A 26,573-nucleotide genomic window follows, 5' to 3' on the forward strand; every position below is an offset into this window, starting at 1 on the left:
CCCCCCGCGCCGCCGCCTGGGGCGGCAACGTCGGCCCGGTCGGTAGCCAGCACGAACGCGACCAGCTCGGCGTCATCACCGGCGGGTCCGAGCCCGCCACCGTGGCCACCCAGCTGCTGCTGGGCCCGGTCGCCCGCGGCACCGTGGTGACCGCGGACTACTCGGGCGAGTCGGCCGGACCCGAGGAGGCGCCCCGATGAGGTTCCGTGGCCCGATGATCGGGCTCACCTTGTTCATGATCGTCTCGATGGGGCTGACGTGGCTGGTCTACGCCACCCTGCGCCGCGACGTCTCCGGTGCCACCACCCCGTACGCGGCGGTGTTCACCGACGTCTACGGGCTGCGCGACGGCGACGACGTCCGGATGGCCGGGGTGCGGGTCGGCCGGGTCGAGAAGATCGAACTGGACGGCAAACAGGCCAAGGTGTCCTTCATCGTCCAGAGCGACCAGCCGCTCTACGGCAACACGATCGCCTCGGTCACCTACCAGAACATCATGGGCCAGCGCTACCTCGGGCTGTCGCTGGGCAGTGTCGGCGACACCGAGCGGCTGGAGCCGCACAGCGTGATCCCGGTGGAACGCACCGATCCGTCATTCGACGTGGGTCGGCTGCTCAACGGCTTCGAGCCGATGATGTCGCTGCTGGACCCCAAGAAGGCCGACGACCTGACCAAGGGTGTCATTCAATCCCTGCAGGGCGACCGTGCGTCGATCAGCCAGTTCGTCAACGAGACCTCGCAGATCACCGAGTCGCTGGCCGGCCGGGACGAGGCGCTCGGTGACCTGATCACCAGCCTGAGCCGGGTCACCGACAATATCGCCGACCAGAACGACAACCTCGACCACACCCTGACCCAGGCGCAGACGGTGATCGGTGACTTCGACGCCCGCCGTCCCGAGCTGCAGTCCTCGGTCGGGTCGATCGCCCAGGTCACCACCCGGCTGTCGGCGATCATGGACGAGGTGTACCCGTCGCTGAAGGAGATCGTCGTCCGCGAACCCGGGTTCACCAAGCACATGGTGGGCATCGAGCCGCAGCTGGCCTTCACCGGCGCCAACCTGCCGCTGCTGCTCAAGGGCCTGGCCCGCATCGTCGGGGAGGGCGCCTACGGCAACGCCTACGGCTGCGACCTCAACATCACCGGGTTCTTCCCCGGCCTCAACGACATGACCACCTATATCGTCAACGCCGCAACGCCGGGCAACGCCACCCCCCTGACCCGGGAGAACCTGGGTTGGCACACCCCGAGATGCAGGAACATGGCCAATGGCTGACCCCGCTGACCCCACCGACCCCACAGTGCCCGAGCTGCCTGACGCGAAGACCGCGCCGGAGCCGCGCCAGCAGCGCAAGAAACCGCTGGAGGAGTACAACGCCACGATCCTGGGCGCCATCGCCCTGGGCGTGGTGGCGGTGCTGGTGGCCGCGCTGCTGTTCGTCAAGCTGCTCGGGTTCGGCTACACCCACTACACCGCCGAGTTCGCCCAGGCCGCCTCACTCAAACCGGGCAACCCGATCACGGTGGCCGGCATCGAGGTCGGCCACGTCTCCAGCATGAAGCTGGTCGGCGACCACGTCGAAGCCGGGCTGACCGTGCGCAACAACGTCCCGCTGGGCCGCGACTCCAAGGCGATCATCAAGGTGATGACGATCCTGGGCTCGCGCTACCTGGAGTTGGTGCCCAACGGCGAGGGCGAGCTGCCGGACAAGACCTTCGACCTCGACCACACCGAGGTCCCCTACGACCTGCAGTCGCTGCTGGAAGACGCCACCACCACCTTCGAGCAGGTCGACTCCGACCAGTTCGCGGAGTCGCTGGCCGCCCTGGGCCACCAGCTGGACGGGCTGCCGGAGATCCTGCCCCAGGCGATGGAGAACCTGCACACCCTGTCCGGGATCGCCGCGGACCGCCGCGACCAGCTCGGCACCCTGCTCAAGAGCACCCAGCGGGTGGCCAACACGCTGCGCGCCCAGCAGAACGCGATGGGCAACCTGCTCGACCAGGGCCAGGACCTGTTGGGCCAGTTCGTGTCCCGGCAGGCCACCTTCCACTCGATGATGAACGCGCTGACCAACCTGGTGGCCACCCTCGACGACCTGGTGGTCAACAACCGGCCGATGCTCGGCGAGACGGTCGCCAACCTGCGCGAGCTCTCCGGCATGCTGGCCGAGCACGACGACCTGTTCCGCAACATCCTGCAGATCGCCCCGGTCCCGGTACGGGGTCTGACCAACGCGACCGGCGACGGGCCGTTCCTGGACTTCTTCGTGCCCAACGGTCTGCTGATCGACTCCTGGATGTGCGCAATCAGCGGGCGCGCCAAGCAATTCGGCATGATCGAGTACTACAAGGACTGCAAATGAACACCGGTAAGCGCCGCACCGTGGCCCTGTTGCTCGGGGTTGCGCTCATCGGCGTGCTCGTCCTCGGCGCCGTCGGCGTCTACATCCGGAATCAGTTGCACACGATCAAGCTGACCGCCTACTTCGACAGCGCCGCCGGGCTTTACGAGGACAACATCGTCGCGGTGGCCGGCATGCAAGTCGGCAAGGTCACCAAGATCACGCCGCTGGGCGACAGCGTGGCGGTCGACTTCACCGTCGACAAGGACGTCAAGATCCCCGCCGACGTGCACGCGGTCACCATCACCACCTCGATCCTCACCGACCGCCAGATCGAGTTGACCCCGCCCTACACCGGCGGACCCACGATGGCCAACCACGACAGCATCCCGCAGTTCCGCACCAAGACGCCGGTCTCCTTCGACCGGGTGCTCGACATGCTGGACAAGATCTCCACCTCGCTGGAGGGCGACGGCAAGGGCGGCGGCCCGCTGGCCGACCTCATCAACGCCGCCTCCGCCAGCGTGGACGGCAACGGCGAGAGCATCAAAGCCGCACTCGGCGAGCTGTCCGACGCGTTACGGCTCAGCTCCGAGGGCGGGGTGCAGACCCGCGATCAGCTGACCACGATCATCACTGACCTGAGCTCGTTGCTGGAGGCGACCTCCCGCAACGACGGCAAGCTGCGCGAGTTCGGCTCGACGGTCAACCAGCTGACCCAGATCCTCAACGACGAGGCGTTGGGCACCGGCGCCACCGGACGCAAGATCAACCAGATCATCGATCAGGCCACGATCCTCATCGACGACAACCGGGACAACATCAAGCAGGCGGTGCTCAACGGCGACACCGCGGTGCGCTCGCTGGTCGACCACCAGCGTGAGGTCAAAGAACTCGTCGATGTGCTGCCCCTGCTGCTGGACAACATGTACAACATGATCGACCAGGACAACGGCGCGGTCCGCATCCACGCGCTGGTCGACAAGATCCTCACCGACTCCCAGTCGACCAAGGAACTGTGCAACCTGATGCACCTGCGCCAGTTGGGCTGCAGCACCGGCACCCTGCAGGACTACGGACCGGACTTCGGCCTGACCTACATTCTCGACGGACTCTCGGCGATGGGGCAGTGATCATGGTGGCGAGGACGACACAGATGCGGCGCGGCAAGCGCACCGCGGTTGCCGTCGCGGCGGCCGCGCTGTTGACGTCGGGCTGCGGGGTGGGGCTGGGCGATCTTCCCCTGCCCGCCCCGGGCATGGGCGCCGGCGGCTACACGCTCAAGGCGGTGTTCGATAACGCGCTGAACCTGCCCGCCCATGCCAAGGTGAAGCTCGGCGGCGCCGATGTCGGCCAGCTGGAGTCGATGGTGGCGCGCAACTACAAGGCTGAGACCACGCTGCGGATCATGGACGGCACCCGCATCCCGGTGGGCAGCATCGCCGAGCTGCGCTCGGCGACCCCGCTGGGCGACGTGTTCGTCGCGATCAAGCAGCCCACGCCGCTGGACCCGAACGCGCCGCTGCTCAAAGACGGCGACACCATCACCGACACCGCCGCCGCCGCGACCGTCGAAGCGGTGCTGGCGTCGGCGGCGCTGCTGGTCAACGGCGGCACGGTGCGCAACTTCACCAACCTGGTCAACGGCGCCGGGGCGGCCACCGGCGACCAGGGCGAGGCGTTGGGTGATCTGATCGGCAAAACCAATCTGCTGCTGGGCAAGCTCAACGCCCGCTCCGGTGAGATCAACTCCGCGCTGACCGCGACCGCCCGGCTCGCCGACCGGCTCGACGAGAAGAACCAGGCCCTCACCGAGATCCTGGAGGCCGCCGGCCCGGCCACCGATGTGCTGGCCGACAACACCGCCCAGCTCTCCGATGTGATCGAGACGATCGGCGCCACCACCCGCCAGCTGCAGAAATTCCCGTCGATCGCCGGGACCGACGAGTCGGGCCGCAGCGTCATCAAGGACGCCAACGCCGTCGCCGCCGCCTGGAACGACGTGTCCCTCGACCCCGACACCAGCCTGTACGCGCTGAACCGGCTGATGCCGCCGATCGTCAAGAGCACCCCGGGCTCGTCGATCTCGGTGCGGGTCAGCATCGACCGGCTGGTGATCGGCTCGATGCCCGACGCCGGTTTCAAGGGCGACCTGGCGCTGCACGGGCCCAAGCGCTACGACTGGGCCAAACTGGTCGGCTCCATCAAGTACGCGCTGTGGCGCCTGCAGGAGCGCGTCGTGGGCAAAGGCCCGGACACCTCGATGGGCCAGCAGCCGTGGGCGCCGGTGGGCGCCCCCATCCCGCCGAGCCCGCTGGAGCAGGAGGCCCCGCAGGGCCCCCCGCCCGGACCGCCGGAACCGGCAGGATAGGAGGCCGACATGCTGGACACCATCAGTCGCAAGATCGTCGCCGCCGTCCGGGCCGGGCACCGCCAGAGGACCTGGATCTCCGGGTTGGCGCTGGGCCTGACGCTGGTCGTCGCGGTGGGCTACCTGCTGATCGGGGCGCTGCGGGTCAACCCGTTCGTGTCGCACTACAAGCTGCGGGTGCAGTTGGCCGACTCCGGCGGGCTGCTGGCCAACCAGGATGTGGCGGTGCGCGGGGTGCCGGTCGGCACGATCCAGGATCTGGTGCTGACCCCCGAGGGTGTCGATGCCCTGGTCGAGGTCAAGTCGAAGGTCAAGATCCCGGTCGGCACCCCGGTGCGGGTCTCCGGGCTCTCCCCCGCCGGTGAGCAATACATCGACTTCGAGCCGCAGCACACCGACGGCCCGTACCTGGCCAACGGCGACGTCGTCTCCCGCGAGGACACCCAGACGCCGGTCCCGCTGTCGGACATGCTCGCCCACACCGACGGTGCGCTCGCCCAGGTCGACATCGACAAGCTCGAGACCATCAAGCGGGAACTGAGCCTGAGCAAGGAGGGCCCGCAGAAACTCACCGACATCATCGACGGCGGCACGTTCCTGCTGGCCACCCTCAACGGGGTGCTCCCGGAGACGGTCAGCGTGCTGAAGTCCAGCCGGGTCACCCTGGAGTTGCTGGCGGACAAGAACGCCGGCCTGCAGGTAGCCACCGAGAACCTGCACAACGTACTGACCGGGGTCAACAAGATGGACGGCGGCTACCGCACCTTCGTCGACCGGGGCCCCGACCTGCTGTCAAGGGTCGACAACATCTTCGACGACAACTCCGACACCATGGTCGGGTTGCTGGAGAACCTGGCCACCACCGCCCAGATCCTCTACCTGCGGGTGCCAGCCCTCAACGCCCTGTTCCCCGACTACCGCGGCTCCACCCTGGAAGCCGTCGGCAGCATCATGCACGATCAGGGCATCTGGGCGACCGTCGACCTGTACCCGAAGTACGCCTGTGAGTACGGCACGCCGCGGCGGGCCGGGTCGGCGGCCGACTACCCCGAGCCGTTCCTGTATGCCGGCTACTGCCCCGACACCGACCCCGAAGTGCTGATCCGCGGCGCGAAGAACGCGCCCCGCCCCGCCGGCGACGACACCGCAGGCGCCCCGCCGGGGGCCGACCTCGGCGCCACCTCCGATCCGACCCCGCAGGGCCGCTACAGCATCCCCACCCCGTACGGTGGGCCGACGCTGCCGATCGAGCCGCCCCGCTAACGCTTGAGGAGACTTCTGACCGTGGCCGACGACACCACCGACCCGGACACCTCCGCCGCCGGGGCGTCCCCGGAACCGACCGAGCCGGCCCCGGCCGACGACGCGGCCGCCGAAGAGACGGCCGGTGCCGAGACGGCGGCCGAGGACGCCGAGGACGCCGGAGCGACCGAGGCGGCCCCGACGGTGTCGGTCGCCCCGGTCTCCGCACGTCCCGCCGGGAACCCGCTGTGGCCGCAGGTGGCCCGGGTCGCCGGGGTGGCGGCGATCTACCTCCTGCTCGCGGCGGTCGCCGGCGGGTTGGGCTGGAAACTGTGGTCGGATCACCGCGTCGACCGGGCAGGCACCATCGCCCAGGACACCGCGGTCGACTACGCCCAGGTGCTGACCAGCATCAGCTCCGATCAGGTCGACGAGAACTTCGCGGCCGTGCTCAACGGCGCGACCGGCGACTTCAAGGACATGTACACCGAGTCGAGCATGCGGCTGCGCCAGCTGCTGATCGACAACAAGTCCGACGCGCACGGCAAGGTGGTGGACTCCGCCGTCCAGTCGAAGTCCACCGACAAGGTCGTCGTGCTGCTGATGGTGGACCAGAAGGTCGAGAACACCGAACTGCCCGACCCCCGGGTCGACAGCCTGCGGATGAAGATGACGATGGAGAAGGTCGACGGCCGGTGGCTGGCGAGCAAAGTGGAACTGCCCTAGGAGCTGCGGAGATGTGGATGATCCGGCTGGCGACCAGCGTCGCGATGGCTGCGGGGGCGCTGCTGGCCGCTCACACCGCGGGGGCCTCGGCTCCGTCGTTCTGCGAAGGGCTCGGCGGCGCTTGGGACGGCCACTTCTGCAACGCCACGATTCCCTCGCCGCGCAACGCCAACCGCTACATCAAGATGGCGGTCCCCGGCGATCTGGTCGACCACCCCGTCGCCGGCCCGCCGATCCAGGATTACCTGTCCAAGCTGTTCAACAACTGGCGGCAGAAGGGCCAGTCGATGGCTCAGGACAGCTGGGGCAACGAGAACTACGAGATCTTCCAGCACGGTGACGCGCTCAGCGTGGTGTTCCACGAGGATTACCACGCCGACGGCCCGTGGATCAACAACGCCTACCGCACCTTCACCTTCGACATGGCCCAGGGCCGGCAACTGCAGCTGGCCGATATCGCCAAGGACGGCGTGGACCCGTACGCGGAGATCCCCAAGCTGGGCAACCAGTACATCGTGGAGGCACTCGATCGGGCGTTCTGGGAGCACTCCCCCGGCAGCTACCCGTTCACCCCGGACCGCTGGACCCCGGACAAGCCGTTCTCCGGCGGCTACCGGTCCTGGGCGCTGACCCCCGACGAGTTGATCCTCTACATGCCCGACTACCCGGTCGGACACGATTCGCCGGTGCAGTACAACCAGTTACAGCAGTGGTCGATGGACGGCGGCAACGTCAAGGCGCACATCCCGCTGGCGGCGCTGGCCCCGATCCTGCGCCCGGAGTACGGCGGCAACTGAGCCGGTCGCGCGGTTTTTAGAACTGCGGTGTCAGGGTGAAGTTGGTGATCGGCTCGAGAGCGGTGACCCGCCAGCGCGCGCCGTCGCGCACCAGGGCGACCTGGTAGGCGTTGTACTGCAGCCCCGGAATGTCCTTGGTCTTCGGGCTCGACCAACTCGTGTTGGTGTAGACCAGCGCACTGGCGTCGGTGTCCTCGACCGCGGAGACGGCGACCCCCACCACCTCGCTGTCCAAACTGACCTGCGCCTGGATGTAGCGCGGCTCGATGGCCTCGATGTACTTGCGGTAGTTGGCGGCCAGGTCCCCGGTGAGGTATTCGGCGGCCCGGTCGGGCAGGCTGCTGATCGTCTCGGGCGTGTAGGTCCACAGCGTCCGGATCGCGTCGGAGGCCGAGCGGGCGATCGCGAGTTTGGTGTCGACCAGCGCCCGGTCGGCCAGATAGGGCTGCACGGCGGCCCCGGCCGCCGCGGCCGCGGCGACGAACACCGTTGCGGCCGCGCCGAGCCCGACCGCGGGCAGCGCCGCCCGCAGCCGCGCTGACCGGCTCGGGCCCGCCGGTGCGGCGGACCCGTCGGCGCTCTCCGTCGCCGGCTCCTCCGCGTCCGATGTCGATTCCGGCTGGCCGTCCGCCGCCTCGCCGGCGCCGGTCTCCGACTCCGCGGGTTCGGTCTCCGACTCCGGCGTCTCGGCCGCCGTTGCGTCGGAAGCGGTTTCGGCGTCGTCGTCGCTCAGATCACCGGGCCCATGTTGCTGATCTTCCATTGGCCCCCCTCCTGTCGTACCGTCTCCAACACCTGCGCGATGGGTTCGGCCATCGTCTTGCCGTCGTCGTCCTGGATGCGTTGCCTGGCGATCACCAACACGTCGGCGCTGCCGTCGTCGTTCCAGCGCTCGAGTCCGGCGTAGAGCACGGTCGCCTCCGACTTGGCGCCCTTGGCCACCTCGATCAGAATCCGGTCGCGCGACTCCCGCCAGTACGTCTCCAGCTCCCCGGTCACCTGGGCGGTCATCCGGTCCACGTAGCGGTTGGCGCCGTAGTCGCCGGTCGGATCCGGCGACATCAGCTGGGTGGTGAAGGAGCGCGCCGTCTCGATCACGGCGAACTCGCGTCGTTCCATGAACTGTCGCGTCTCGTACTCGACCAGCATCACCATGGCCACCGCCAGCGTGGCGGCGATGACCACGGCGGCGCCGATGGCCGCCCACACCAGCCGCAGCGGCGGGCGCGGCACCCGCACCGCCTGCCCGGGCGCCGCGGGTGCCGGCGTCTCGGCCGACGCGCCGGTCAGCTCGATCGCCGCGCTCGGCGGTGTCGCGTCGGCGGCGGTCCGGCGGCGGGGGCTCACGGTCCGCCCTCCTCGTGTTGGGAGCGCGGCAGGATCGTCATCTCGTCGATCAGCCAGCGCCGGTCCTGCTTGACGAACCCGACCACCGCGGTGACGGTGCTGTTCCAGACCTCCGGCGGATCCCCGAGTTCACCGCGCAGCAGCACCAGCACCCGGGCGTGATCCGCCCCGGATTCCAGCACGGCGCTGTGCGGGACGAAATAGTTGTGCCGCAGCGGGGCTTCCCGCGCCGCGCGCTGGCCGACCTCCAGCTCCGGGCGGTAGCGCTCGGTGGTGACGGTCGCGGCCCGCTCGAAGTCGGCGTCGATCGTGTCCGGGGCGTAGCTGAGCATCTCGACCACCAGCTTCGGGCCGACCCGCGCGATGTCCGCCCGGGCGTTGTCCGCGGTGCGGTCGGGTTGGTAGACCAGCAGATAGCTGGCCGCCGTGACCCCCGCGCACAGCAGAGCCGCGGCGGTGAGCAGGGCGGCGAGCCTGCCGGTGACCGGCGCCGAGGGCGGCGGGACCCGGTGCGCCTCGGTGCCGGCCAGCAGGTCCGCGCCGGTGCGGCCCCGCCGCTCCCACAGCGGCAGCAACCAGCCGGCCAGCAGCGGCGCCGTGTCGAGCAGGTGGGCGGCCTCGCGGGCCAGCAACCGGCCGGGACCGATCGGCCGGCCGTCCGCCCGGGCGACCCGGACCCCGACGACCGCGCGGCCCAGGCTCCAGCCGGTGACCGCGGGCAGCAACACCCGGTTGGCGGCGGTCAGCAGGATCGCCGCGCCGCACAGCAGGCTCCACGCCCACCACCAGGGGCTCGACGGTGGCGCCGTGAACGCCGCGATCCCCGCGGCGGCCGCCACCGCGAAGCCGGGCAGCACATCGATGGCCGCGCCCAGCGCGCGCACCGGCCAACCCGCCAGGGCCGGGGCAGGACCCTCCTGCCGGTCGAGGAGATCGGTCACCGCGCAACCTGGTCGATGTCGGCGATTTTGTAGACGCCGTCGTCGGGCGCCATCGTCACCCGCAGCCGGTAGGCGACCTGCTGGTTGGTGCTGGAGACGAAGACCCGGAACGCGGCCAGCACGATGATCGAGTCGTCGGGGTTGTGGCGTTCCACCGCGGTGCGCATATCGAGCATCTCGACGTGCACGTCCGCCTGCGCGTAGGCATCGGCGATGACGCTGAGCATCAGCGGCGCCTGGGCGACGAAATCACCGGTGGAGCACTCCAGGATCTTGCGCTGGTTGGCGTCCATCGCCGCCGGGTCCGGCGCGTGCAGCGCCAGCAGGCAGTCCCGGGCGGCGGCCAGGGCCGCGGCGTCGGCGTCCTGCGCTGCGGTGCTGGCCCGGTGGGACCGCACCGCCAGGTAGCCGCCGGCCGCGAGCGCCCCGGCTAGCACGATCATGGCGACGGCGCTCCCGACCAACCAGCCGCGGCCCAACCGGGACCGGCCGCGCGCCACCGGCGCCGGCTCGTCAGAGCTGTCAGCGGAGTCCTCGGCCGCTTCGGCGGGTTCCGGTGCCTCCGCGGGCACCGGGGTGTCGGCCTGCTCGGTGTCGTCCGACGCGGAGACGTCGGACTCGGTGGGGTTCAACTGACCGGAGCCAGCATCTCCTTCCATCCGTCGTCTCCTGTGGGGGTCTCGTTGTCGATCACGTATTTGACGCCGTCCGGGCCGACCAACTCGCCGCTGGACGGGTGGTAGACGGCCGCCGGCGCCGCGCTCGGAATGTAAACGCACGGGTTGGGCTGCTGGCCGTTGCACTGCACGGTACCCGACCCGGGTCGGGTCAACGGATCGCTGATCGGGCCCTGCTGTCGCATCGGCGGCGGCAGCTGGTCCGCGGGTGCGGGGTTCATGCCGTTGTTGACCGACGGCGCCGGAATCACCCGGCCCGGGTCCACCGGCTGGTCGCAGCGCGCGCCCGGCGCCGGGCAGTTGCGGAACTGCTCGGGGTCGCCGTACCAGGGGTTGGTGCCCAGCGGCTCGTACGGTTCCTCGTCGCGGCACTCCTTCGGGGTCGCGCCCCGCTTGCCGGGCACGTCGGCACACGGGATGTTGCGCGCCCCGCGGACCACGTTCGCCGGGGTGTCCTTGGGGATCTTGCAGTACAGCCCCGACGGCGCCGGAACCGAACTGGTGTCGGCGGGCGAGCGCCACTCGGAGGCCGGCAGGAACCCGGTCATACACGGCGGCGGCTGGTTGATGGTCAGCCCCAGGTCCAGCAGCGCGCGCGCCTCGTTCTCGTACGGCGCGGTCACCGCCTGACCGGATGCGGCCTCCTGCGGGAACGCCACCAGCATCGCCTCGACGTAGGGGCGGTAGCGCTTGAGGATGTCCAGCACGATCGCCAGGTTGGCGAACGTCTGCGGCAGGGTGTCCTGCAGCCCGGCCATCACGTTGCTGAGCTGGTCGGCCGAGCTGGCCGCCTGCGGCAGGATCCGGCGCAGGGCCGCGTCCTCCCCGGCGCTCTGCGCGGCCAGGGTGTTCAGGTTCGCCGCCCAGCGCTCGATGGCGTCACCGGAGTCCACCTGGCTGTCCAGGATCGGCCCGGAGTTGGCGATGATGTCGTTGATATCGCCGATGTTGGTGCGGAAGTCCCCGGCGATGGCCTGGGTGGCGTCCACCAGCCGCTGCAGCGCCGGCCCCAGCCCGCCGACCGCCATCGCGGTCTCGTCGAGCAGTTGGCTGATCTTCTGGTGCGGCAGCGCCGCCAGGGTCCGGTTGACGGCGTCGAGGGTCGGCCCCACCGGGGCCGGCACCGACGAGTCGGTGATGACCGCGTTCTTCGGCAGCACCTGGTCGGTGGTGCCGTGCGACACCAGGTCCAGGTACTGCTCGCCGACCGCCGAGACCGAGTGCACGTTCGCCGACGCGTCGGCCGGGATCTTGTACTTCGAGTCGATGCGCAGGGTGGCGATCGCACCGGTCGCGGTCGGCTGCACGTCGGTGACCCGCCCGATCGTGGTGCCCCGGTAGGTGACGTTGGCGGTGGCGTACAACCCGCCCGACGACGGCAGTTCCGCGCTCAGCGTGTACTGGCCGATGCCCATCAGCGCCGGCAACCGCAGGTAGTACCAGCCGAGTCCGATGACCGCGATCAGCGTCACCGCGGTGAACAACACCAGTTGGCGTTTGGCGAACCTACTCAGCAGCATCGGCTAGTCCTCCGCCCGTTCGATGAGCGGCCCGTTCTCGGCGCTGAGCGGGTTGGGGGTGAACCGCACGTCCGGGCGCATCGTCGCGGGGTCCCGGCCCCAGGACTGCTCCAACGCCCGCAGCATGCCCGACAGGCCGGTGCCGGACAGGATGGCGTTGTCCACCGTGCTCAGCGTCAGGTCGACCATCAGCGACACGTTGATGTAGTCACCGCGGATCGCGATCGGGACCCCGTTGATCTCGAAGGGCAGGGTCACCATCAGGTCGAGCGCCCCGCTCAGGTAGGGCGCTCCCCGGCCGAGCTGCTTGAGCGGGCGCTTGAGCGCCTCCAGGTCCTCGCCGAGCGGGCCGCGGGCGGCGCTCAGCGTCTCGTCGGCGACCCCGGCGAACCGGCCCACCGCGTCGATGGCGTCGGTGAACAGTTCCCGCTTCTCGGCGTAGTGCTTGATCAGCGGCGGCACCTCGACCAGCAGCCGGTCCAAGGTGTTGTCCCGGCTGGCCACATAGCTCAGCAGCCGGTCGGTGGCGTCGATGGCGTGGGTGATGTCCTCGCGCTGCTCGTTGAGCTCACCGGTGAAGGTCGCCAGTTTGCCCAGGAAATCGTGGATCGCGTCGGCGCGCCCGTCGAGCAGGTAGGTCAGCTCGTCGGAGAGCACCTCCAGGTTCGGCACGCCGCCGCCGCGCAGGATCATCGCCAGGCTCGCCAACGTGCGCTCCATGTTCGGATACGCCGAGGAGTTCGCCAGCTTGATCACATCGCCGTCTTGCAGCCGCTCCGCGGACGGCTCGGCGGGCGCGGCCAACTCCACGTGCTGGGAGCCCAGCAGGCTGGTCTGCCCGATCTTGGCGGTCGCGTTCTTCGGCAGGACGACGTCCTTGTTGACCCCGAGCGTCAGCGTGGCGACCCAGTCCTTCAGCTCGATCTTGCGCACGGTGCCGACGTGGACGTCGGCGACCAGCACATGGCTGTTGCCGTTGAGCGCCAGGGTGTCGGGCACCTGCACGTAGATCGTGTAGGCGTCCGCGCCGGTTCCCGGCCCGCCGGGCAACTGCACGTTGGCGATGCCGCGCCAGCCGCAGGAACTCAGCATCAGCATGGTCGCCAGCAGCGCCACCGCCTGCCACGCCCGGTGCCGCAGCATCTTCGTCACCCGCCTCGTCATGGTGTCTCTCCCGGTAGCGGGCCGCGCTGCACGCCGTCACCGGGCGCGGTCCCGTGCATCGGCGACGGCACCTGCACCTGCGCTGGCGGCATGCCCGGGCTGACCTCCGGCCCGGGCGCCGGCAGCGGGGCCGGCTGCGGGTACCACGGCGGCGGCAGCGGGTTGTGCTGGTCGTAGGCGTTCGGGGGGCCGGTCATGGTCTGCCCGTCGGTGGGCGGCACGATGTTGGGCCCGCCCATGATCTCGGCCAGCGACTCCGGGGTCAGCAGGTTCGCGGTGGCCGGCTGCACCTCGGTGCCCTGCATGCCGGGCGCGACGATCCAGCCCGGCTCGCTGTTGCGGTGCGACCAGATGGTGTCCGGGGAGAAGATGCCCGGCACGGTGGTGTCCTTGTAGCCGGGTGGGGGCCGCAGCCGCTCCTCGGAGTAGGCGACCATCTTCGGCAGGGTCGCCGCCGAGGAGAACAGGTTCATCCCGAACGGCGGGAAGTTGAACTTCATCGCGTCCAGGATCGGGCCCAGGTACTGGGCGCACAGCTCGGCCGACTCCTGGTAGCCCAGCCGGCTGCCGGCCTGGATGGCGCTGCAGATGAACGCCATCGGGTTGGCGAAGTTGGTGATGACCGGCACCTGCACGATCGCCCCGTTGACCGGGTGGTAGATGCCGTTGAGGTTGCCCTGCAGCGACGGGTAGACGTGCAGGCTGGTTTCGAACCCGTCCAACGGCTCCGGCTGCACCAGCGTGGTCGTCACGTTGTAGAGGTTCTGCACGTCGTGGGTGAGCACCTCGGTGTTCTCGTCGAGGAAGCTGCGCAGCGTCGGCAGCAGCTGGTCGACCTGTTCGATGGCGTCGGCCAGTTCCCGGTCGGAGTTGCTCAGGTTGGTGGTGAACTGCGCCAGGTTGTTGTTCAGCGCGACGAACTGCTGGTCGCTCTGGTGCAGTGCGTTGACGAACAGCGCCAGGCTGCGCACCACCGCGAAGAAGTCGCCGCGGCCCTCGTTGAGGGCGGTCAACGCCGTCGACAGGTTGGTCAGCGTCTTGTTGATCTGCTCGCCCTTGCCGGCCAGGCCGTCGGCCAGCGAGTCGATGACGTCGCCGACCGGGCCCAGGTCGCCGGGTTTGCCTTCCTGCGGCCCCAACTCCTCGACCAGGTTGGTGACCTCTTTACGCAGGTCGTCCCACTCGACGGGAACCTGGGTGCGCTCCACCGGGATCACCGCGCCGTCGGCCAGGGTCGGCCCGCCGGTGTAGGCCGGGGCGAGCTGGATGACCCGGGAGGCCACCAGCGTCGGGTTGAGGATGACCGCGGACGCGTCCTCCGGAACCTTGTACTTGTTGGCGTAGTGGAAGGTGACCTTCATCTGGTCCCCGGCCGGTTCGATCTTGTCGATCGAACCCACCGGCACACCCATGATCTGGACCGTGTCGCCGGCGTACAGCGCGTTGGTGGCGGTGAAGTAGGCGACGACGGTGTTCGAGGTCAGCTTGCGGTAGAGCTGCAGGCCGACGAAGCCGGCGATCAGCGCCAGCACCGTGATGGTGACGGCCAGCACCAGCGGCCACCGCCGCTGCGGGATCACGTTGTGGCTCACTGGCTGCTACCTCCCGTCCCGTCCGGTGTGATGAACGGCGCGGGCAGCTGCGGCCCGGGCCCCGGCGGGGCCGGCGGCGCCTGCACCGGCGCCGGCGGGACCGCCGGCGGCGGGTACGGCCCGGCGACCGGACCGACCGGTTCGGTGCGCGCCCCGGGCGGGGCGTCGGGCAGCGGCACCGGCGTGCCGGGCACGTTCGGCGGCGGCTGGCCGGGCACCCCGGCGATCGGCATGCCCGGTCCCGGCGGCGGGCCCTCCGGGTTGGCGGGCAGGCTCAGCACGTCCGGCGGCCCGAAGCCGCCCGGCACCGGCCCGTAGGGCCCCTGGGACAGACCCGCGCACGGCAGCGGGTTGCCCGGCCGGGGCAGCGCGTCGGCGGTCGGGGTGTAGGAGCACGGCGAGCCCGGCGGCACGGCCGGTCCCGGGTGGTCGGGGGTGCCCTCGAGCACCTCCGGCGCCGGCGGCGGCGCGCCGTTGGGGAAGCGGGTGCCGTTGGGGTCGGGCCAGCGGAACTCCGGCAGACCCGCGCCGCGCCAGAAGTTCTCCGGGTCGATGCCGCGCTTCTTGAACGCCGCGTCGACGAACGGCTGCAGGATCTGGTACGGCAGCAGGTTGACGATCATCACCTTGAAGTAGGGGCCGGAGGCGATGGCCTCGTTGAGCGCCCCGATGAACTTCGCCGCGTTGACGAACGACTGGGCGATGTCGTCGCGCCGCTCGTTGAGCAGATCGGTCAGCACCCGCAGCTGCTCCAGCAGGTGGTTGAGGTTCGGGTTGTCATCGATGAAGCCCTGCACCTGGGCGGAGACCGCCGTGACGTTGGTCAGCAGGTTGTCGATGGCCCGGCCGCGCTGATTGAACGCGGCCAGCAGCGTCTGCGCGTGCACCAGCAGGTCGTTGACCTGCTCACTGCGGTCCCCCAGCACGGCGGCGACCTTGTTGGCCTGGGCGAGCAGGTGGGTGATCTGCTCGTCGCGCTTGCCGATCGTGTCGGAGAAGTCCGCCACCCCGTCCAGCGCGGCGCTCAGGTGCGGGTAGGTCTCGTCGACGGTGTCGGCCAGCACCCGCAACGAGTCCTTCACCGTGTCGATGTTCCAGCCGGCGGCGTCCTTGGTGAGGTCCTCGAAGGCGTTGTAGATCTGGTACGGGGTGGTGCTCTGCGCCAGCGGCAGCGACTGGTTGGGCCGCAGTTTGGTGGCGCCGCGCGGCTCGACCTCCAGCACCTTCCTGCCCAGGATGGTGTCCGTGCGGATCCGCAGCCGGCTGTCGGTGCCGATCGTGTTGCGCCCCACCGAGAACTTCATCACCACGTGGTCGCCGTCGATGTCGATGTTCTGCACCTTGCCGACGTCGAACCCGGCGATGCGCACCTTGTCACCGGAGTTGAGTCCGCCGGTGTCGCTGAACTGCCCGTAGTAGGTGGGCTGCGCCAGCAGCATCGGCACCGTGGTGATGCACTGGCCCACGCCGACGACCAGGATCGTCACGATGATGCCGATCAGGCCAAGCCGGGACCGGTTCGGGGGTTCGAGGGTTCTCATTTCGGCGTGCACCTACCCGACGGTTGCTGGGTGAGCCGGACGGTGCGCACCGGTCCGCCGGGCTGCAGGCCGTTGAGCTTCAACGAGATGTCGCAGAGGTAGAAGTTGAAGAAGTCCCCGTAGATGCCGCCGGACCGGCCGATCAGGTTCAGGTTCTCCGGGAAGTCGCGGATCTGCTTGTCGAACCGGTCCCGCTGATCCACCAGCGGGCTCACGACGGTGTCCAGGTAGCCCAGGTCGGTCTGCAGCGCGGGCCGGTTGTCGGCGAGCAGGCCGGCCAGGGTGCCCGCCGCGTTGCTGATGTGCGCGGTGCCCTCGGCCAGCGGGTCGGCCTGGCTCTCCAGCCCGGTGATCAACACCTCGAAGTCGTTGATGGTCTGGTCGAATTCCTTCTGGTGGCGCACGGTGGTGTCCAGCACGGTGTTGAGGTTCTTGATCACCTCGCCGATCGCCTGGTCCCGCTCCGCGAGGTGCTCGGTGAGCTGGGCGGTCTGGTCCAGGATCTGGTTGATGGTGCCGCCCTGGCCCTGGAACACGGTGACGATCGAGGTCGCGATGGTGTTGACCTTCTCCTCGTCCAGCGCTTTCAGCAGCGGCTTGAACCCGCCGATCAGCGCGTCGAGGTCCAGGGCGGGTTTGGTGCGCGAGGCCGGGATCACCCCGCCCGGCGGCAGCTTGCGTTCCGCGCCCTCCCCGTCGCCGCGGCTAAGCTCCAGGTAGCGGTTACCGATCAGGTCGTCGTAGCGGATCATCGCCGTCGACGACTCGTACAGCGGCACCGAGCGCTCGATGTCGAAATCGACGACCACCCGGTTGCCGCCGTCGATGAGGTGGATCTTTTTGACCTTGCCGATCTCCACGCCGTTGGCGCGGACGAACTGGCCGTTGCGCAGCCCGCTGACGTTGCTGAACTCCGCGGAGTAGCGCTGGGTGCGGTCGAACCGCACCTGGCCGAAGACCACGATGATCATCGCCGTGAACACCAGGAGAACGATGCCCACGGCGGCGAGGCGAACAGCGGTACCGGTGATTTTCATGGGTTGATCGTGTTCTCCCCGTACTGGCGGCCCCACACGTACTCGGTGAACATCGGCTGGCCGAGCTCGAAGTGGTTGTAGGGGGCGATGCTGGCGCCGGAGTCGACCACCAGGGTCGGGGCCGGCCACAGGTCACGGGTGATCGGCTGCCAGCAGCCCGGCGCCCCGCCCGGCCCGCCGCGCGCGTTGAGCCGCGGCAGGTTGTCCGGGTAGACGTACGGGTTGGGCGCCCCGACGATCGTGGTCGAGGTGCGCAGCGAGTACCCGTTGTGCCCGCCGAAGGTGGCGTTGACCTTCGGCGCCACGTCGTGGAAGTTGCGCAGCGTGCAGAAGAACTCCGGGCTGTAGGTGTCCAGCAGCTTCGCGGTGACCACCAGGTCCTCCAGGCCGCGGACGAGGTACGGCCCGCCACGGTTGAAGATGTCCTCGCCGGTGTTGCCGAATCCGACCGCGGAGAGCAGCGCCTCGTCGACGTCGCTCTCGTGCTCGCGCAGGGTGCCCACCGTGGTCAGCGCGTTGTCCAGCGCATCCCACAGGTCCGGGGAGGCGTCGGCGTAGACGTCGGCGGTGGCGGCAAACGCCTGTATGTCGTGGCGGAACTGCGGCATCCGCGGGTTCAGGTCGTCGAGGATCGCGTTGGCGTTGACCAGCGACGCCCCGAACTTGTCGCCGAGGCCGGCGAGCGCCTCGGCGGCCGCGCTCAGCGTCAGGTTCAGCTTCACCGGGTCGATCTGCTCGGAGATGTCCATGATCGTCTCGAACACGGTGTTGATCTCGGTGGTCACCGAGACCGCGTCGATCACATGGTCGGGGGTGATCTGCCGGGTGCTGGGCTGCTCGTCCTTCGGCGCGGTCAGCGACACGTACTTGTTGCCGAACACCGTGGTGGCCATGATGTCCGCGCGGACGTTCTCCGGGATCAGCTTGATGTATTTGGGATGCACTTCGAGCAGGAACTTCGCGGCGGGCTTGCCGTCGGCCTGCTGGGTCTCGGAGATGGTCGCGACCTTGCCGATCTGCACCCCGTTGTAGGTGACCGGGGCGCCCGGGTCCATCACCAGCCCGGCCCGCGCGGCCAGCATGGTCAGCTGGGTTTTCGGGGTGAAGGCACCCCGGAACTGCAGGTAGACCAGTCCGATGATCAGCGCCAGGACGGCCACGAAGACCACGGCCGCCCATTTGTAGGGCGGGACGCGGGGTTTGTTCAGCGGGGCTCGGGTCGTCATGGCGTCACATCGTCAGGTTGAAGTTGGGGTTGGTGCCGTAGAGCGCCAACGCGAACAACAGGACCACGACCTGCACCGAGACCAGCGAGAACCGCATGGACCGGCCGACCGCCTCGCCCACCCCGACCGGGCCGCCGCTGGCGGTGTAGCCGTAGTAGCAGTGGGTGACCATGACGACGGCGGCCACGATGATGATCTGGGCGAACGACCAGAACACGTCGTCGGGCCGCAGGAACGTCCGGAAGTAGTGCTCGTAGGTGCCCGAGGCCTGCCCGTAGAGCACCGTGGTGACCAGCTGCGGGGAGACGAACGACATCAGCATCGCCATCGTGTACAGCGGCACGATCACCACCAGACCGGCGAGCACCCGGGTGGAGGTCAGGTAGGCGATGGACTTGATGCCCATCACCTCCAGGGCGTCGATCTCCTCGGAGATCCGCATGGCGCCGAGTTCGGCGGTGGCGCCGGCGCCGACGGTGGCGGCCAGGGCGATCCCGGTGACCACCGGCGCGGCCAGGCGCACGTTGATCAGGGCGGCGAAGAACCCGGTGAACACGTCGATGCCGATGTAGCCCAGCGAGGCGAACCCCTGGATGGCCACCAGCGAGCTGCCGGCCAGGGTCACGAACGCCACGATCGCGACGGTGCCGCCGACGACGGCCATCGCACCGGCGCCCATGCCGATCTCGGCGACCAGCCGCAGCGTCTCCCGCCGGTAGCGGCGCAGCGCCCAGCCGATGCCGCCGAAGCTGATGACCATGAACCAGGCCAGCGCGCCGATGCGGTCCACGGCCCGCCCGATCGCCCCCGGGTAGCGGCGGATGTTCTCCGCCGCCCGCGGGAAGCGCGTGCGCAGCACGGCGACGTTGCTGGCCATCTCAGGTCCCCGTCCCGAACCGCACACCGATGGTGGTCAGCACGACGTTGACCGCGTACAGCGCCACCACGCACAGCACCACGGTCTCGTTGACCGCGGTGCCCAGCCCCTTCGACCCGCCGCTGACCGTCAGCCCGCGGTAGCAGCCGACGAGCCCGGCGATCAGGCCGAACACCGCCGCCTTGATGGTCGCGATCACGACCTCGGGCAGCCCGGTGATCAGCGTGAGCGACGCCAGGTAGCCGCCGCCGGACACGTTTTGCATGTAGACACCGAAGATGTAGCCGCCGACCAGGCCGACGACGATCACCAGCGCGTTGAGCAGGGTGGCGACCAGGGTGGCGGCCAGCACGCGGGGCACGACCAGCCGGTGGATCGGGTCGATGCCCAGCACCTCCATCGCGTCGATCTCCTCGCGGATGGTGCGGGCGCCGAGGTCGGCGCAGATCGCGGTGGAGGCCGCGCCGGCGACCACCAGCACGGTGGTCAGCGGGCCGAGCTGGGTGACCGCGCCGATCGCCGCGCCGGCCCCGGAGATGTCGGAGGCGCCGACCTGGCCCAACAGGATGTTGAGGGTGAAGATCAGCAGCACGGTCAGCGGGATCGACACCGCGATGGTCGGCAGGATCGCCACCCGCATCACGAACCAGCACATCAGGATGAATTCGCGCCACTGGAACGGCGGGACGAACAGGGCCTTCGCGGTGAGCACGCACATCCGGAAAAACCCGCCGACGAGGGTGAGCGGGCCGTCCAGCCGATCGCGGACCGCGGCCAGCGCGCCGGCCGGCCGCCCCGTCGTGGCGGTCACGAGCGCGGCCCCGGCGGACCGGCGAGAAGGAACGTGGGGGACACCGCGCACTCCTTCCGTCGTGTTGTGACCGCTAACCCCATGGTCACCAGCGGTAACCAGGCTCACAGGACTGTACCCGATCCGCACCCCCGCGGATATTGGATCCGGGAGACAACATTGTTTGGCTCAGCGCGACAACCGCGGCCGGTTTCGCGCCGTGGCGACACGCAACCTCACGTGGCCGCGGGCCGCGTCGAGGCCTGCCCGAACCGGTCCCGCAGATCGGTCTTGAGCACCTTGCCCGACGGGTTGCGCGGCAACGCGTCGACGATCTCCAGCGCCTTGGGATGCTTGTACCGGGCCAGCCGGTCGGCGAGGAACTCCTCGAGCTCCGCCAGGCCCAGCTCACCGCCGGTGAGCGCGGCCACCGCCACCGGGATCTCGCCCCACTTGTGGTGGGTCCGGCCGATGACGGCGACCTCGGCGATCGCGGGGTGGGCGGCCAGCGCGTTCTCCACCTCGGCGCAGTAGATGTTCTCCCCGCCGGAGATGATCATGTCCTTTTTGCGGTCCACCACCCACACGTAGCCCTCGTCGTCGAGCCGGACCAGGTCCCCGGAGTGGAACCAGCCGCCGGCGAACGCCTCGGCGGTGGCTTCCGGGTTGTTCCAGTAGCCGCTCATCAGGGTCGGCGCCCGGTAGACGATCTCGCCGACCTCGCCGACCGGCACATCGTTCATGTTCTCGTCGACGACCCGGGCGGCGACGGTCGGGATGACCTTGCCCACCGAGCCCAGCTTCCGCAGCGCGTCCTCGCCGAGCAGCATGCAGGTCACCGGCGACATCTCGGTCTGGCCGAACGCGGCGAGGATCTGGGCGTCGGGGAAGGTCTCGGCCATCTGCCGCAGCAGGGTGTCCGACGCCGGGGACGCCCCCCAGGATAGGGCGCGCAGCCGCAGCGGGCGTGGGTTGGCCTGCTGCTCGGCGCAGACCGCCTGCCATTGCGCGGGCACCAGGAAGATGCCGGTGACGCCCTCGGCGGCCAGCACGTCGAGCAGCTCACCCGGGTGGAACGCACCCAGCGGGTGGATGACCGTCGGGGTGCCCAGCACCATGCCGGGCAGCAGGTTGCCGACCCCGGCGATGTGAAAGAACGGCACCCCGATGAAGCCGACGTCGTTGACCCCGGCGCCGTTGGTGTAGATGCCGGTCATCGCCTGCCCGTAGAGGTTGATGTGGGTCAGCACCGCGCCCTTGGGCCGCCCGGTGGTGCCCGAGGTGTACATGATCAGCGCGGGGGCGTCGCTGGGCACGTCCACCCGCGGGTGCGGTTCCCCGGTCTCGTTGATCAGTTCCTCGTAGCCGGTCAGGCCGGGCGAGCTCGGCGCCCCGGCGACCACGACGGTGTCCAGCACCGGGGCCAGGTCGCGCGCGGCGACCGCGACCGGGGCCAGCGCCGGCTCGGTCAGCAGCACCCGGGCCGTGCAGTCCTCCAGGAGGAAGGCCAGTTCCGGCGGCGCGAGCCGGAAGTTCACCGGCACCGCGATCGCGCCGAGCATGTTGGCGGCCAGCAGCGCCTCGACGAACTCGGTGCGGTTGAGCATCAGCACCATCACCCGGTCGCCGTACCGCACGCCGCGCCGGTGCAGGGCGTCGGCCAGCGCGCTGACCCGGGTGTGCAGCTGCGCCCAGGTGGTGGTCTCGCCCTGGAACCGCAGCGCCGGGGCGGCCGGCTGCATCAGGGCGTGCCGCTCCAGCTGGGTGATCCAGTGCTGGCGTCGCGCGAGGTAGGGCTGTTCCCCGAAGTCGGTGCGCGGCGCGCCCGCGATGTGCTGTTCGGTGCGAGATGCGGTCAACGCGACGGATCCCTTCTCACGGTTGCGCCAGCTGCTCGGCGCGCTGTTTGAGGCTGTCGGCCAGATGGTCCAACGCGTTGTTGACCAGCTTCTTGACCATCATCTGCGGCACGGTCATCTCGGTCTCGACGTCCAGGTCCACGGTCAGCAGGCTGGTCGGGCCCATCTCCACCACCGAGAACAACTGCTCCTGCTTGCTGAACAGCTCGCCCTGCTGCATGACGGTCTGGATCTGGTTGGGGCCGGGGTAGTACACCGCCTGGATGAAGGTGCCGTCGAAGCCGGAGACCGAGGTGTCCAGCCGCAGCTGGCTGGGCCGGCCGTCGGCGTAGCGGGCCAGCACCCAGACCCCGTTGACCTCCTCGTTCCATTGCGGGTAGGCCTCGAAGTCGGCGACGATGCCCATGATCAGCGCGGCGTCGGCGGCGACCTCGACGGTCTTGCTCACGAGCGACATGGGCAGAGCATATCGACGCGGTGATCGCGGCTCACACGACAGCCGTCGCCAACAGCGCCCGGATCGACTCGGGAATCGGCACCGCCCGCCGGGTCTGCCGGTCCACATAGACGTGCACCCAGTGACCCAGCGCGGCCACCGGAACACTGTCGGGTCCGGCGCGGAACACGCCGAGCCGGTAGGTGACGCTGGAGCGGCCCAGCCGGGTCACCGCCAGCCCGACCACCAACGGATCCGGGAACGCGAGCTCGGCGAAGTAGCGGCACCCCGACTCGGCGACCACCCCCAGCTCCGGGATCGCCAGCGAATCGACGCCCGCGGTGGTGTTGATCCAGGCGTTGATCGCGGTGTCGAACAGCTGGTAGTACGCCGCGTTGTTGAGGTGGCCGAACATGTCGTTGTCGGCCCAGCGGGTGCCGACCGGCCAGTGCACGGGAAAGTCGGCGCTGGACAGGCCATCCGGGGCGGCCGGCACGGACGGCGGGGCGCCACGGTCGGTCATGGTTGTATTCCATCATGGTTGCCATCCGCGGCGCGGTGCTCGAAGGGATCGGTCTGCCCCGCCCCTACGCCGCGTCCCGCCCGCTGCGGGTGCGCGAGCTGGCGTTGGCGCCGCCCGGCCCGGGTGAGCTGCTGGTGCGCATCGAGGTGGCCGGCGTGTGCCATTCGGATCTGTCGGTGGTCGACGGCAACCGGGTGCGTCCGGTGCCGATGCTGCTGGGCCACGAGGCGGCCGGCATCGTCGAGGCGGTCGGCCCCGGGGTGGAGTTGCCGGCCGGCCAGCGGGTGGTGATGACGTTCCTGCCGCGCTGCGGGCACTGCCCGGGCTGCGCCTCCGACGGGGTGATGCCCTGCGAGCCGGGCAGCGCCGCCAACTCGGCGGGCACCCTGCTGTCCGGAGCGATCCGCCTCGCCGACGAGCGCGGCCCCGTCCATCACCACCTGGGGGTCTCCGGTTTCGCCGACCACGCCGTCGTCGCCGCCGCCAGCGTGGTGCCCGTCGACGCCGACGTCCCTGCGCCGGTCGCGGCGCTGCTGGGCTGCGCGGTGCTCACCGGCGGCGGCGCGGTGCTCAACGTGGGCCGGCCCCGCCCCGGCGACACCGTGGCGGTGGTGGGCCTCGGCGGGGTCGGACTGGCCGCCGCGCTCACCGCCCTGGCCCACGACGCGGTGTCGGTGATCGCGGTGGACCCGATCGCCGCCAAGCGGGAGCTCGCCACCCGGCTGGGCGCCGCCGCGGCCTACTCCCCCGACGAGGCCGCCGACGCCGGCCTCAAGGCGCCGATCGTGATCGAGGCCGCCGGGCATCCGTCCGCGCTGGAGACGGCGATCGCGCTCACCGCGGCCGGTGGTCGCACCATCACCGTCGGCCTGCCCGCCCCGGATGCCCGGATCAGCGTGGCGCCGTTGGGTTTCGTGGCCGAGGGTCGGTCGCTGATCGGCAGTTACCTGGGCTCGGCGGTGCCCGCGCGCGACATCCCCCGGTTCGTAGAGATGTGGCGGTCGGGCCGGCTGCCGGTGGAGCAGCTGGTCTCCGACACGATCGCGCTGGCCGACATCAACACGGCGATGGACCGCCTCGCCGACGGCACCGCGCTGCGCCAACTGATCGCCTTCCCGGGGTGATCCGTTTGGGCGGCTACGCCGAGCGGTCGGCCGGCGGCGCGGCCGCGCCGTAGACTCGGGCGCCACCCGGTCATTCGAGGAGGGTCACCATGCCCGAACGCGACGACGTGCGGTTCCCGTCCGGCGCGGAGCTGATCAGCGCCTGGTTGTACCGGCCGGACGCGGCCGGGGACGCGCCGCTGGTGATCATGGCCCACGGCCTCGGGGCGGTGCGCACGATGCGGCTGGACGCCTACGCCGAACGGTTCGACGCGGCCGGCTACGCCTGCCTGGTCTTCGACTACCGCAACTTCGGCGACAGCGAGGGCGAGCCCCGCCAGCTGCTCGACATCGGGATGCAGCTGGCGGACTGGAACGCCGCGATCGGCTATGCCCGCACCCTGCCCGGCATCGACCACGACCGGATCGCGCTGTGGGGCACCTCGTTCGGCGGCGGGCACGTCATCGCCACCGCGGCCCGGACCGCCGGGATCGCCGCAGTGATCGCCCAGTGCCCGTTCACCGACGGCATCGCCTCCTCCCGCGTGATCACCCCGCGCAACCTGGCCCGCATCTCCGCGCTGGCCACCCGCGACCTGCTGGCCGCCGCCCGGGGCCGCCCGCCGGTGCTGGTGCCGGCCGCCGGCCGCCCCGGTGAGGTCGCATTGATGACCACCCCGGACGCCTACCCCGGCTATTCGGCGTTGATGCCCGACGGCCCGGCGATCCCCAACGGGGTGGCCGCGCGGTTCGCGCTGCAGCTACCGCTGTACCGGCCGGGTCGGCTGGCCGCGAAGGTGCCCTGCCCCATCCTGTTCTGCGTGTGCACCACCGATTCGGTGGCACCGGCCGGCCCGACCTGCCGTTACGCGGCGCGGGCGCCGCGCGGGGAGGTCAAGCTGTACCGGGAGGGCCACTTCGACATCTACGTCGGGGCGGCCTTCGAGCGGGCCGTCGCCGACCAGATCGCGTTCTTGGACAAGCATCTGCGCCGCCGCTAGCGGGACGGGTCAGTCGGCGGTGCTCACGCCGCCGTCGACCGGGATCACCGCGCCGGTGATGTAGCTGCTGGCGCGGCTGGCCAGGAACACCGCCACCCCGGCCATGTCGTCGGGGCTGCCGATGCGGCCCAGCGGCACGCCCGCGGCCACCCGATCCGGCCCGTCGGTCAGCAGGTGCTTGGTCATCTTCGACGGGAAGAACCCGGGCGCGATCGCGTTGACCAGGATCGCCGGGGCCAGCTCGGCGGCCAGATGCCGGGTCAGCATGTGCACGGCGGCCTTGCTGGCGCTGTAGGAGAAGTTGTTCATGCCCTTGGCCGGGGCGCGCAGCCCGTTGATGCTGCCGGTGTTGATCACCCGGGCCGGGTCGGCGGCGGTGGCCTCGGCGCGCAGCAACGGCAGCAGCGCCTGGGTGAGCAGCAGCACCCCCTTGACGTTGACGTCGAGCACCTTGTCGATGCCGGCCTCGGGGAATTCGCCCAGCGGCGCCCCCCAGGTGGCGCCGGCATTGTTGACCAGCACGTGCAGCGCGGTCTCGCGGCGGCCCAACTCCTCGGAGAGGGCCGCGACCCCGGCGGCGGTGCCCAGGTCGGCGGCGATCGCCTGCACCGGACCGTGCTCCGACAACTCCGCGACGGCCGCGTCGAGGTCGGCCTGCTTGCGGCTGGACAGGTACACCCGCGCCCCGGCCTGCAGCATGCCGCGCGCGATCATCAGACCGATCCCGCGGCCGCCGCCGGTGACCAGCGCGACCTTGCCGTCCAGCCGGAACAGGCCGGTCACGGCGCGATCCCGGTCTCGGTGGCCACACCCAACGGCGACTCCTCGCGCACCGTCGCATCGCGGATCAGGCCGCGCAGCAGGGCGGTGCTGAATTCCGCGGCGATCTCCTGGGCGCTGCGTCGGCCGCTGGGCCGCATCCAGCGGTAGGCGCCCAGGGTCATCCCGATGTAGCCCAGCGCCAGCACGTGGGAGTCGAACGGATAGAACTCGCCGCTGGCGATGCCGCGGTCGAGCAGGCCGTGGACGTGTTCGTAGACCCGAACCTCCTGTTCCCGGACCTCGGCGACCTGCTCCTCGGTGAACCACTCAGTGATGTAGGGCTGCTCCTGGAAGTACACCGCCGCGCCCTCCGGGTTGGCGGCGATCTGGGTGAGCAGCCGCACGGTGTACTGGTAGAGCGCCTCGCGGGCGGTCCAGCTCGGGTCGTCGTGCACGGCGGCCAAGGTGCGTACGGCGGCCTGCTGATAGATGTCGTAGAGAATCAGCGATTTGCTGGCGTAGTAGTGGTAGACGGTGGCCTTGTTCAGCCCGATGGCGTCGGCGACATCGTCCATCCGGGTGCCGTGATACCCGCGGGCCGCGAACAGCTTGGTGGCCACCGCGAGGAGTTCGTCGCGGCGGGTCGGCCCGTTGCTGGTGGGGGGATCGGAGGGCATGGTCCTCGCTATCGGCGGC

The 26,573-nt window shown here is 70.1% G+C and carries 26 protein-coding genes and 1 pseudogene; 10 read left to right on the forward strand and 17 right to left on the reverse strand.

Going from position 1 to position 26,573, the window contains the following annotated elements; all coding sequences use genetic code 11:
• The 8 genes and pseudogenes from A5643_RS16905 to A5643_RS16940 all read left to right on the forward strand — a co-directional run.
• Positions 1-200, forward strand: a pseudogene (locus A5643_RS16905) (mammalian cell entry protein); the annotation flags it as partial.
• Positions 197-1,276, forward strand: coding sequence for an MlaD family protein (locus tag A5643_RS16910; RefSeq protein ID WP_066858327.1), 1,080 nt, complete (start codon positions 197-199; stop codon positions 1,274-1,276). The pseudogene A5643_RS16905 and the gene A5643_RS16910, both read left to right, overlap by 4 nt.
• On the forward strand, positions 1,269-2,366 hold the full coding sequence (locus tag A5643_RS16915) for an MCE family protein (protein ID WP_082949033.1): 1,098 nt from the start codon (positions 1,269-1,271) through the stop codon (positions 2,364-2,366). The genes A5643_RS16910 and A5643_RS16915 overlap by 8 nt, the downstream gene beginning before the upstream one ends.
• Positions 2,363-3,478: an MCE family protein gene (locus tag A5643_RS16920; protein ID WP_066858330.1), complete on the forward strand. Its 1,116-nt coding sequence runs from the start codon at positions 2,363-2,365 to the stop codon at positions 3,476-3,478. Before A5643_RS16915 ends, A5643_RS16920 begins: the two co-directional genes overlap by 4 nt.
• Before the next feature lie 23 nt (positions 3,479-3,501).
• Positions 3,502-4,716, forward strand: a complete 1,215-nt coding sequence (locus tag A5643_RS16925) for an MlaD family protein (protein WP_066858333.1) — start codon at positions 3,502-3,504, stop codon at positions 4,714-4,716.
• A gap of 9 nt (positions 4,717-4,725) precedes the next feature.
• Entirely contained in the window at positions 4,726-5,979 is a 1,254-nt protein-coding gene (locus A5643_RS16930; RefSeq protein WP_066858336.1) for an MlaD family protein, read from the forward strand.
• A 21-nt stretch (positions 5,980-6,000) separates the two neighbouring features.
• A complete protein-coding gene (locus tag A5643_RS16935; RefSeq protein WP_231995658.1) occupies positions 6,001-6,684 on the forward strand; it encodes an Rv1363c family protein in 684 nt (227 codons plus the stop codon).
• 11 nt (positions 6,685-6,695) lie between these two features.
• Positions 6,696-7,481 (forward strand): DUF3298 domain-containing protein, encoded by a 786-nt coding sequence (locus A5643_RS16940; RefSeq protein ID WP_066858339.1) that lies wholly within the window; start codon positions 6,696-6,698, stop codon positions 7,479-7,481.
• A gap of 16 nt (positions 7,482-7,497) precedes the next feature.
• Here A5643_RS16940 and A5643_RS16945 read toward each other — a convergent pair whose 3' ends face one another.
• The 15 genes from A5643_RS16945 to A5643_RS17015 all read right to left on the reverse strand — a co-directional run bounded on the left by A5643_RS16945 (position 7,498) and on the right by A5643_RS17015 (position 23,011).
• Entirely contained in the window at positions 7,498-8,244 is a 747-nt protein-coding gene (locus tag A5643_RS16945) for a hypothetical protein (RefSeq protein WP_066858342.1), read from the reverse strand.
• Positions 8,211-8,828: an Rv1363c family protein gene (locus A5643_RS16950; RefSeq protein ID WP_082949034.1), complete on the reverse strand. Its 618-nt coding sequence runs from the start codon at positions 8,826-8,828 to the stop codon at positions 8,211-8,213. The genes A5643_RS16945 and A5643_RS16950 overlap by 34 nt, the downstream gene beginning before the upstream one ends.
• Positions 8,825-9,769 carry an RDD family protein gene (locus A5643_RS16955; RefSeq protein ID WP_066858345.1) on the reverse strand — a complete coding sequence of 315 codons (945 nt, stop codon included), beginning with the start codon at positions 9,767-9,769 and terminating at the stop codon, positions 8,825-8,827. The genes A5643_RS16950 and A5643_RS16955 overlap by 4 nt, the downstream gene beginning before the upstream one ends.
• On the reverse strand, positions 9,766-10,428 hold the full coding sequence (locus A5643_RS16960; RefSeq protein WP_066858349.1) for an Rv1363c family protein: 663 nt from the start codon (positions 10,426-10,428) through the stop codon (positions 9,766-9,768). The genes A5643_RS16955 and A5643_RS16960 overlap by 4 nt, the downstream gene beginning before the upstream one ends.
• Positions 10,398-11,963 (reverse strand): MCE family protein, encoded by a 1,566-nt coding sequence (locus tag A5643_RS16965; RefSeq protein WP_066858598.1) that lies wholly within the window; start codon positions 11,961-11,963, stop codon positions 10,398-10,400. The genes A5643_RS16960 and A5643_RS16965 overlap by 31 nt, the downstream gene beginning before the upstream one ends.
• A 6-nt stretch (positions 11,964-11,969) precedes the next feature.
• On the reverse strand, positions 11,970-13,130 hold the full coding sequence (locus A5643_RS16970; RefSeq protein ID WP_066858352.1) for a virulence factor Mce family protein: 1,161 nt from the start codon (positions 13,128-13,130) through the stop codon (positions 11,970-11,972).
• Positions 13,127-14,722, reverse strand: a complete 1,596-nt coding sequence (locus tag A5643_RS16975; RefSeq protein WP_066858355.1) for a virulence factor Mce family protein — start codon at positions 14,720-14,722, stop codon at positions 13,127-13,129. Before A5643_RS16975 ends, A5643_RS16970 begins: the two co-directional genes overlap by 4 nt.
• Complete coding sequence (locus A5643_RS16980) at positions 14,719-16,263, reverse strand: virulence factor Mce family protein (RefSeq protein ID WP_066858357.1); 1,545 nt, start codon at positions 16,261-16,263, stop codon at positions 14,719-14,721. The genes A5643_RS16975 and A5643_RS16980 overlap by 4 nt, the downstream gene beginning before the upstream one ends.
• Positions 16,260-17,300: a virulence factor Mce family protein gene (locus A5643_RS16985; protein ID WP_066858360.1), complete on the reverse strand. Its 1,041-nt coding sequence runs from the start codon at positions 17,298-17,300 to the stop codon at positions 16,260-16,262. The genes A5643_RS16980 and A5643_RS16985 overlap by 4 nt, the downstream gene beginning before the upstream one ends.
• Positions 17,297-18,526 (reverse strand): MCE family protein, encoded by a 1,230-nt coding sequence (locus A5643_RS16990; protein ID WP_066858363.1) that lies wholly within the window; start codon positions 18,524-18,526, stop codon positions 17,297-17,299. Before A5643_RS16990 ends, A5643_RS16985 begins: the two co-directional genes overlap by 4 nt.
• A gap of 4 nt (positions 18,527-18,530) precedes the next feature.
• On the reverse strand, positions 18,531-19,403 hold the full coding sequence (locus A5643_RS16995; RefSeq protein ID WP_066858366.1) for an ABC transporter permease: 873 nt from the start codon (positions 19,401-19,403) through the stop codon (positions 18,531-18,533).
• Between the two features lies 1 nt (position 19,404).
• Positions 19,405-20,121: an MlaE family ABC transporter permease gene (locus A5643_RS17000; RefSeq protein WP_082949044.1), complete on the reverse strand. Its 717-nt coding sequence runs from the start codon at positions 20,119-20,121 to the stop codon at positions 19,405-19,407.
• Between the two features lie 308 nt (positions 20,122-20,429).
• The gene (fadD5, locus tag A5643_RS17005) at positions 20,430-22,025 is read right to left on the reverse strand and encodes a fatty-acid--CoA ligase FadD5 (RefSeq protein ID WP_066858601.1); all 1,596 of its coding nucleotides are present in this window, start codon (positions 22,023-22,025) and stop codon (positions 20,430-20,432) included.
• A 43-nt stretch (positions 22,026-22,068) separates the two neighbouring features.
• Positions 22,069-22,509, reverse strand: a complete 441-nt coding sequence (locus tag A5643_RS17010) for an SRPBCC family protein (RefSeq protein ID WP_066858373.1) — start codon at positions 22,507-22,509, stop codon at positions 22,069-22,071.
• Positions 22,510-22,540: 31 nt separating this feature from the next.
• Entirely contained in the window at positions 22,541-23,011 is a 471-nt protein-coding gene (locus A5643_RS17015; protein ID WP_066858376.1) for an acyl-CoA thioesterase, read from the reverse strand.
• Between the two features lie 14 nt (positions 23,012-23,025).
• Between A5643_RS17015 and A5643_RS17020 the strand changes: the two genes are divergently transcribed.
• Together A5643_RS17020 and A5643_RS17025 are read left to right on the forward strand one after the other, a co-directional pair.
• Complete coding sequence (locus A5643_RS17020) at positions 23,026-24,135, forward strand: alcohol dehydrogenase catalytic domain-containing protein (protein ID WP_066858603.1); 1,110 nt, start codon at positions 23,026-23,028, stop codon at positions 24,133-24,135.
• Between the two features lie 89 nt (positions 24,136-24,224).
• Positions 24,225-25,115 (forward strand): alpha/beta hydrolase, encoded by an 891-nt coding sequence (locus tag A5643_RS17025; RefSeq protein ID WP_066858379.1) that lies wholly within the window; start codon positions 24,225-24,227, stop codon positions 25,113-25,115.
• Between the two features lie 9 nt (positions 25,116-25,124).
• Here the strand turns inward: A5643_RS17025 and A5643_RS17030 are convergent, their stop codons facing one another.
• The gene (locus tag A5643_RS17030; RefSeq protein ID WP_066858381.1) at positions 25,125-25,898 is read right to left on the reverse strand and encodes an SDR family oxidoreductase; all 774 of its coding nucleotides are present in this window, start codon (positions 25,896-25,898) and stop codon (positions 25,125-25,127) included.
• Entirely contained in the window at positions 25,895-26,554 is a 660-nt protein-coding gene (locus A5643_RS17035) for a TetR/AcrR family transcriptional regulator (protein WP_066858384.1), read from the reverse strand. The genes A5643_RS17030 and A5643_RS17035 overlap by 4 nt, the downstream gene beginning before the upstream one ends.
• Positions 26,555-26,573 lie beyond the last annotated feature (19 nt).

The organism is Mycobacterium sp. 1274756.6 (assembly GCF_001668625.1).
In the GTDB taxonomy this organism is placed as follows: Bacteria; Actinomycetota; Actinomycetes; order Mycobacteriales; family Mycobacteriaceae; genus Mycobacterium.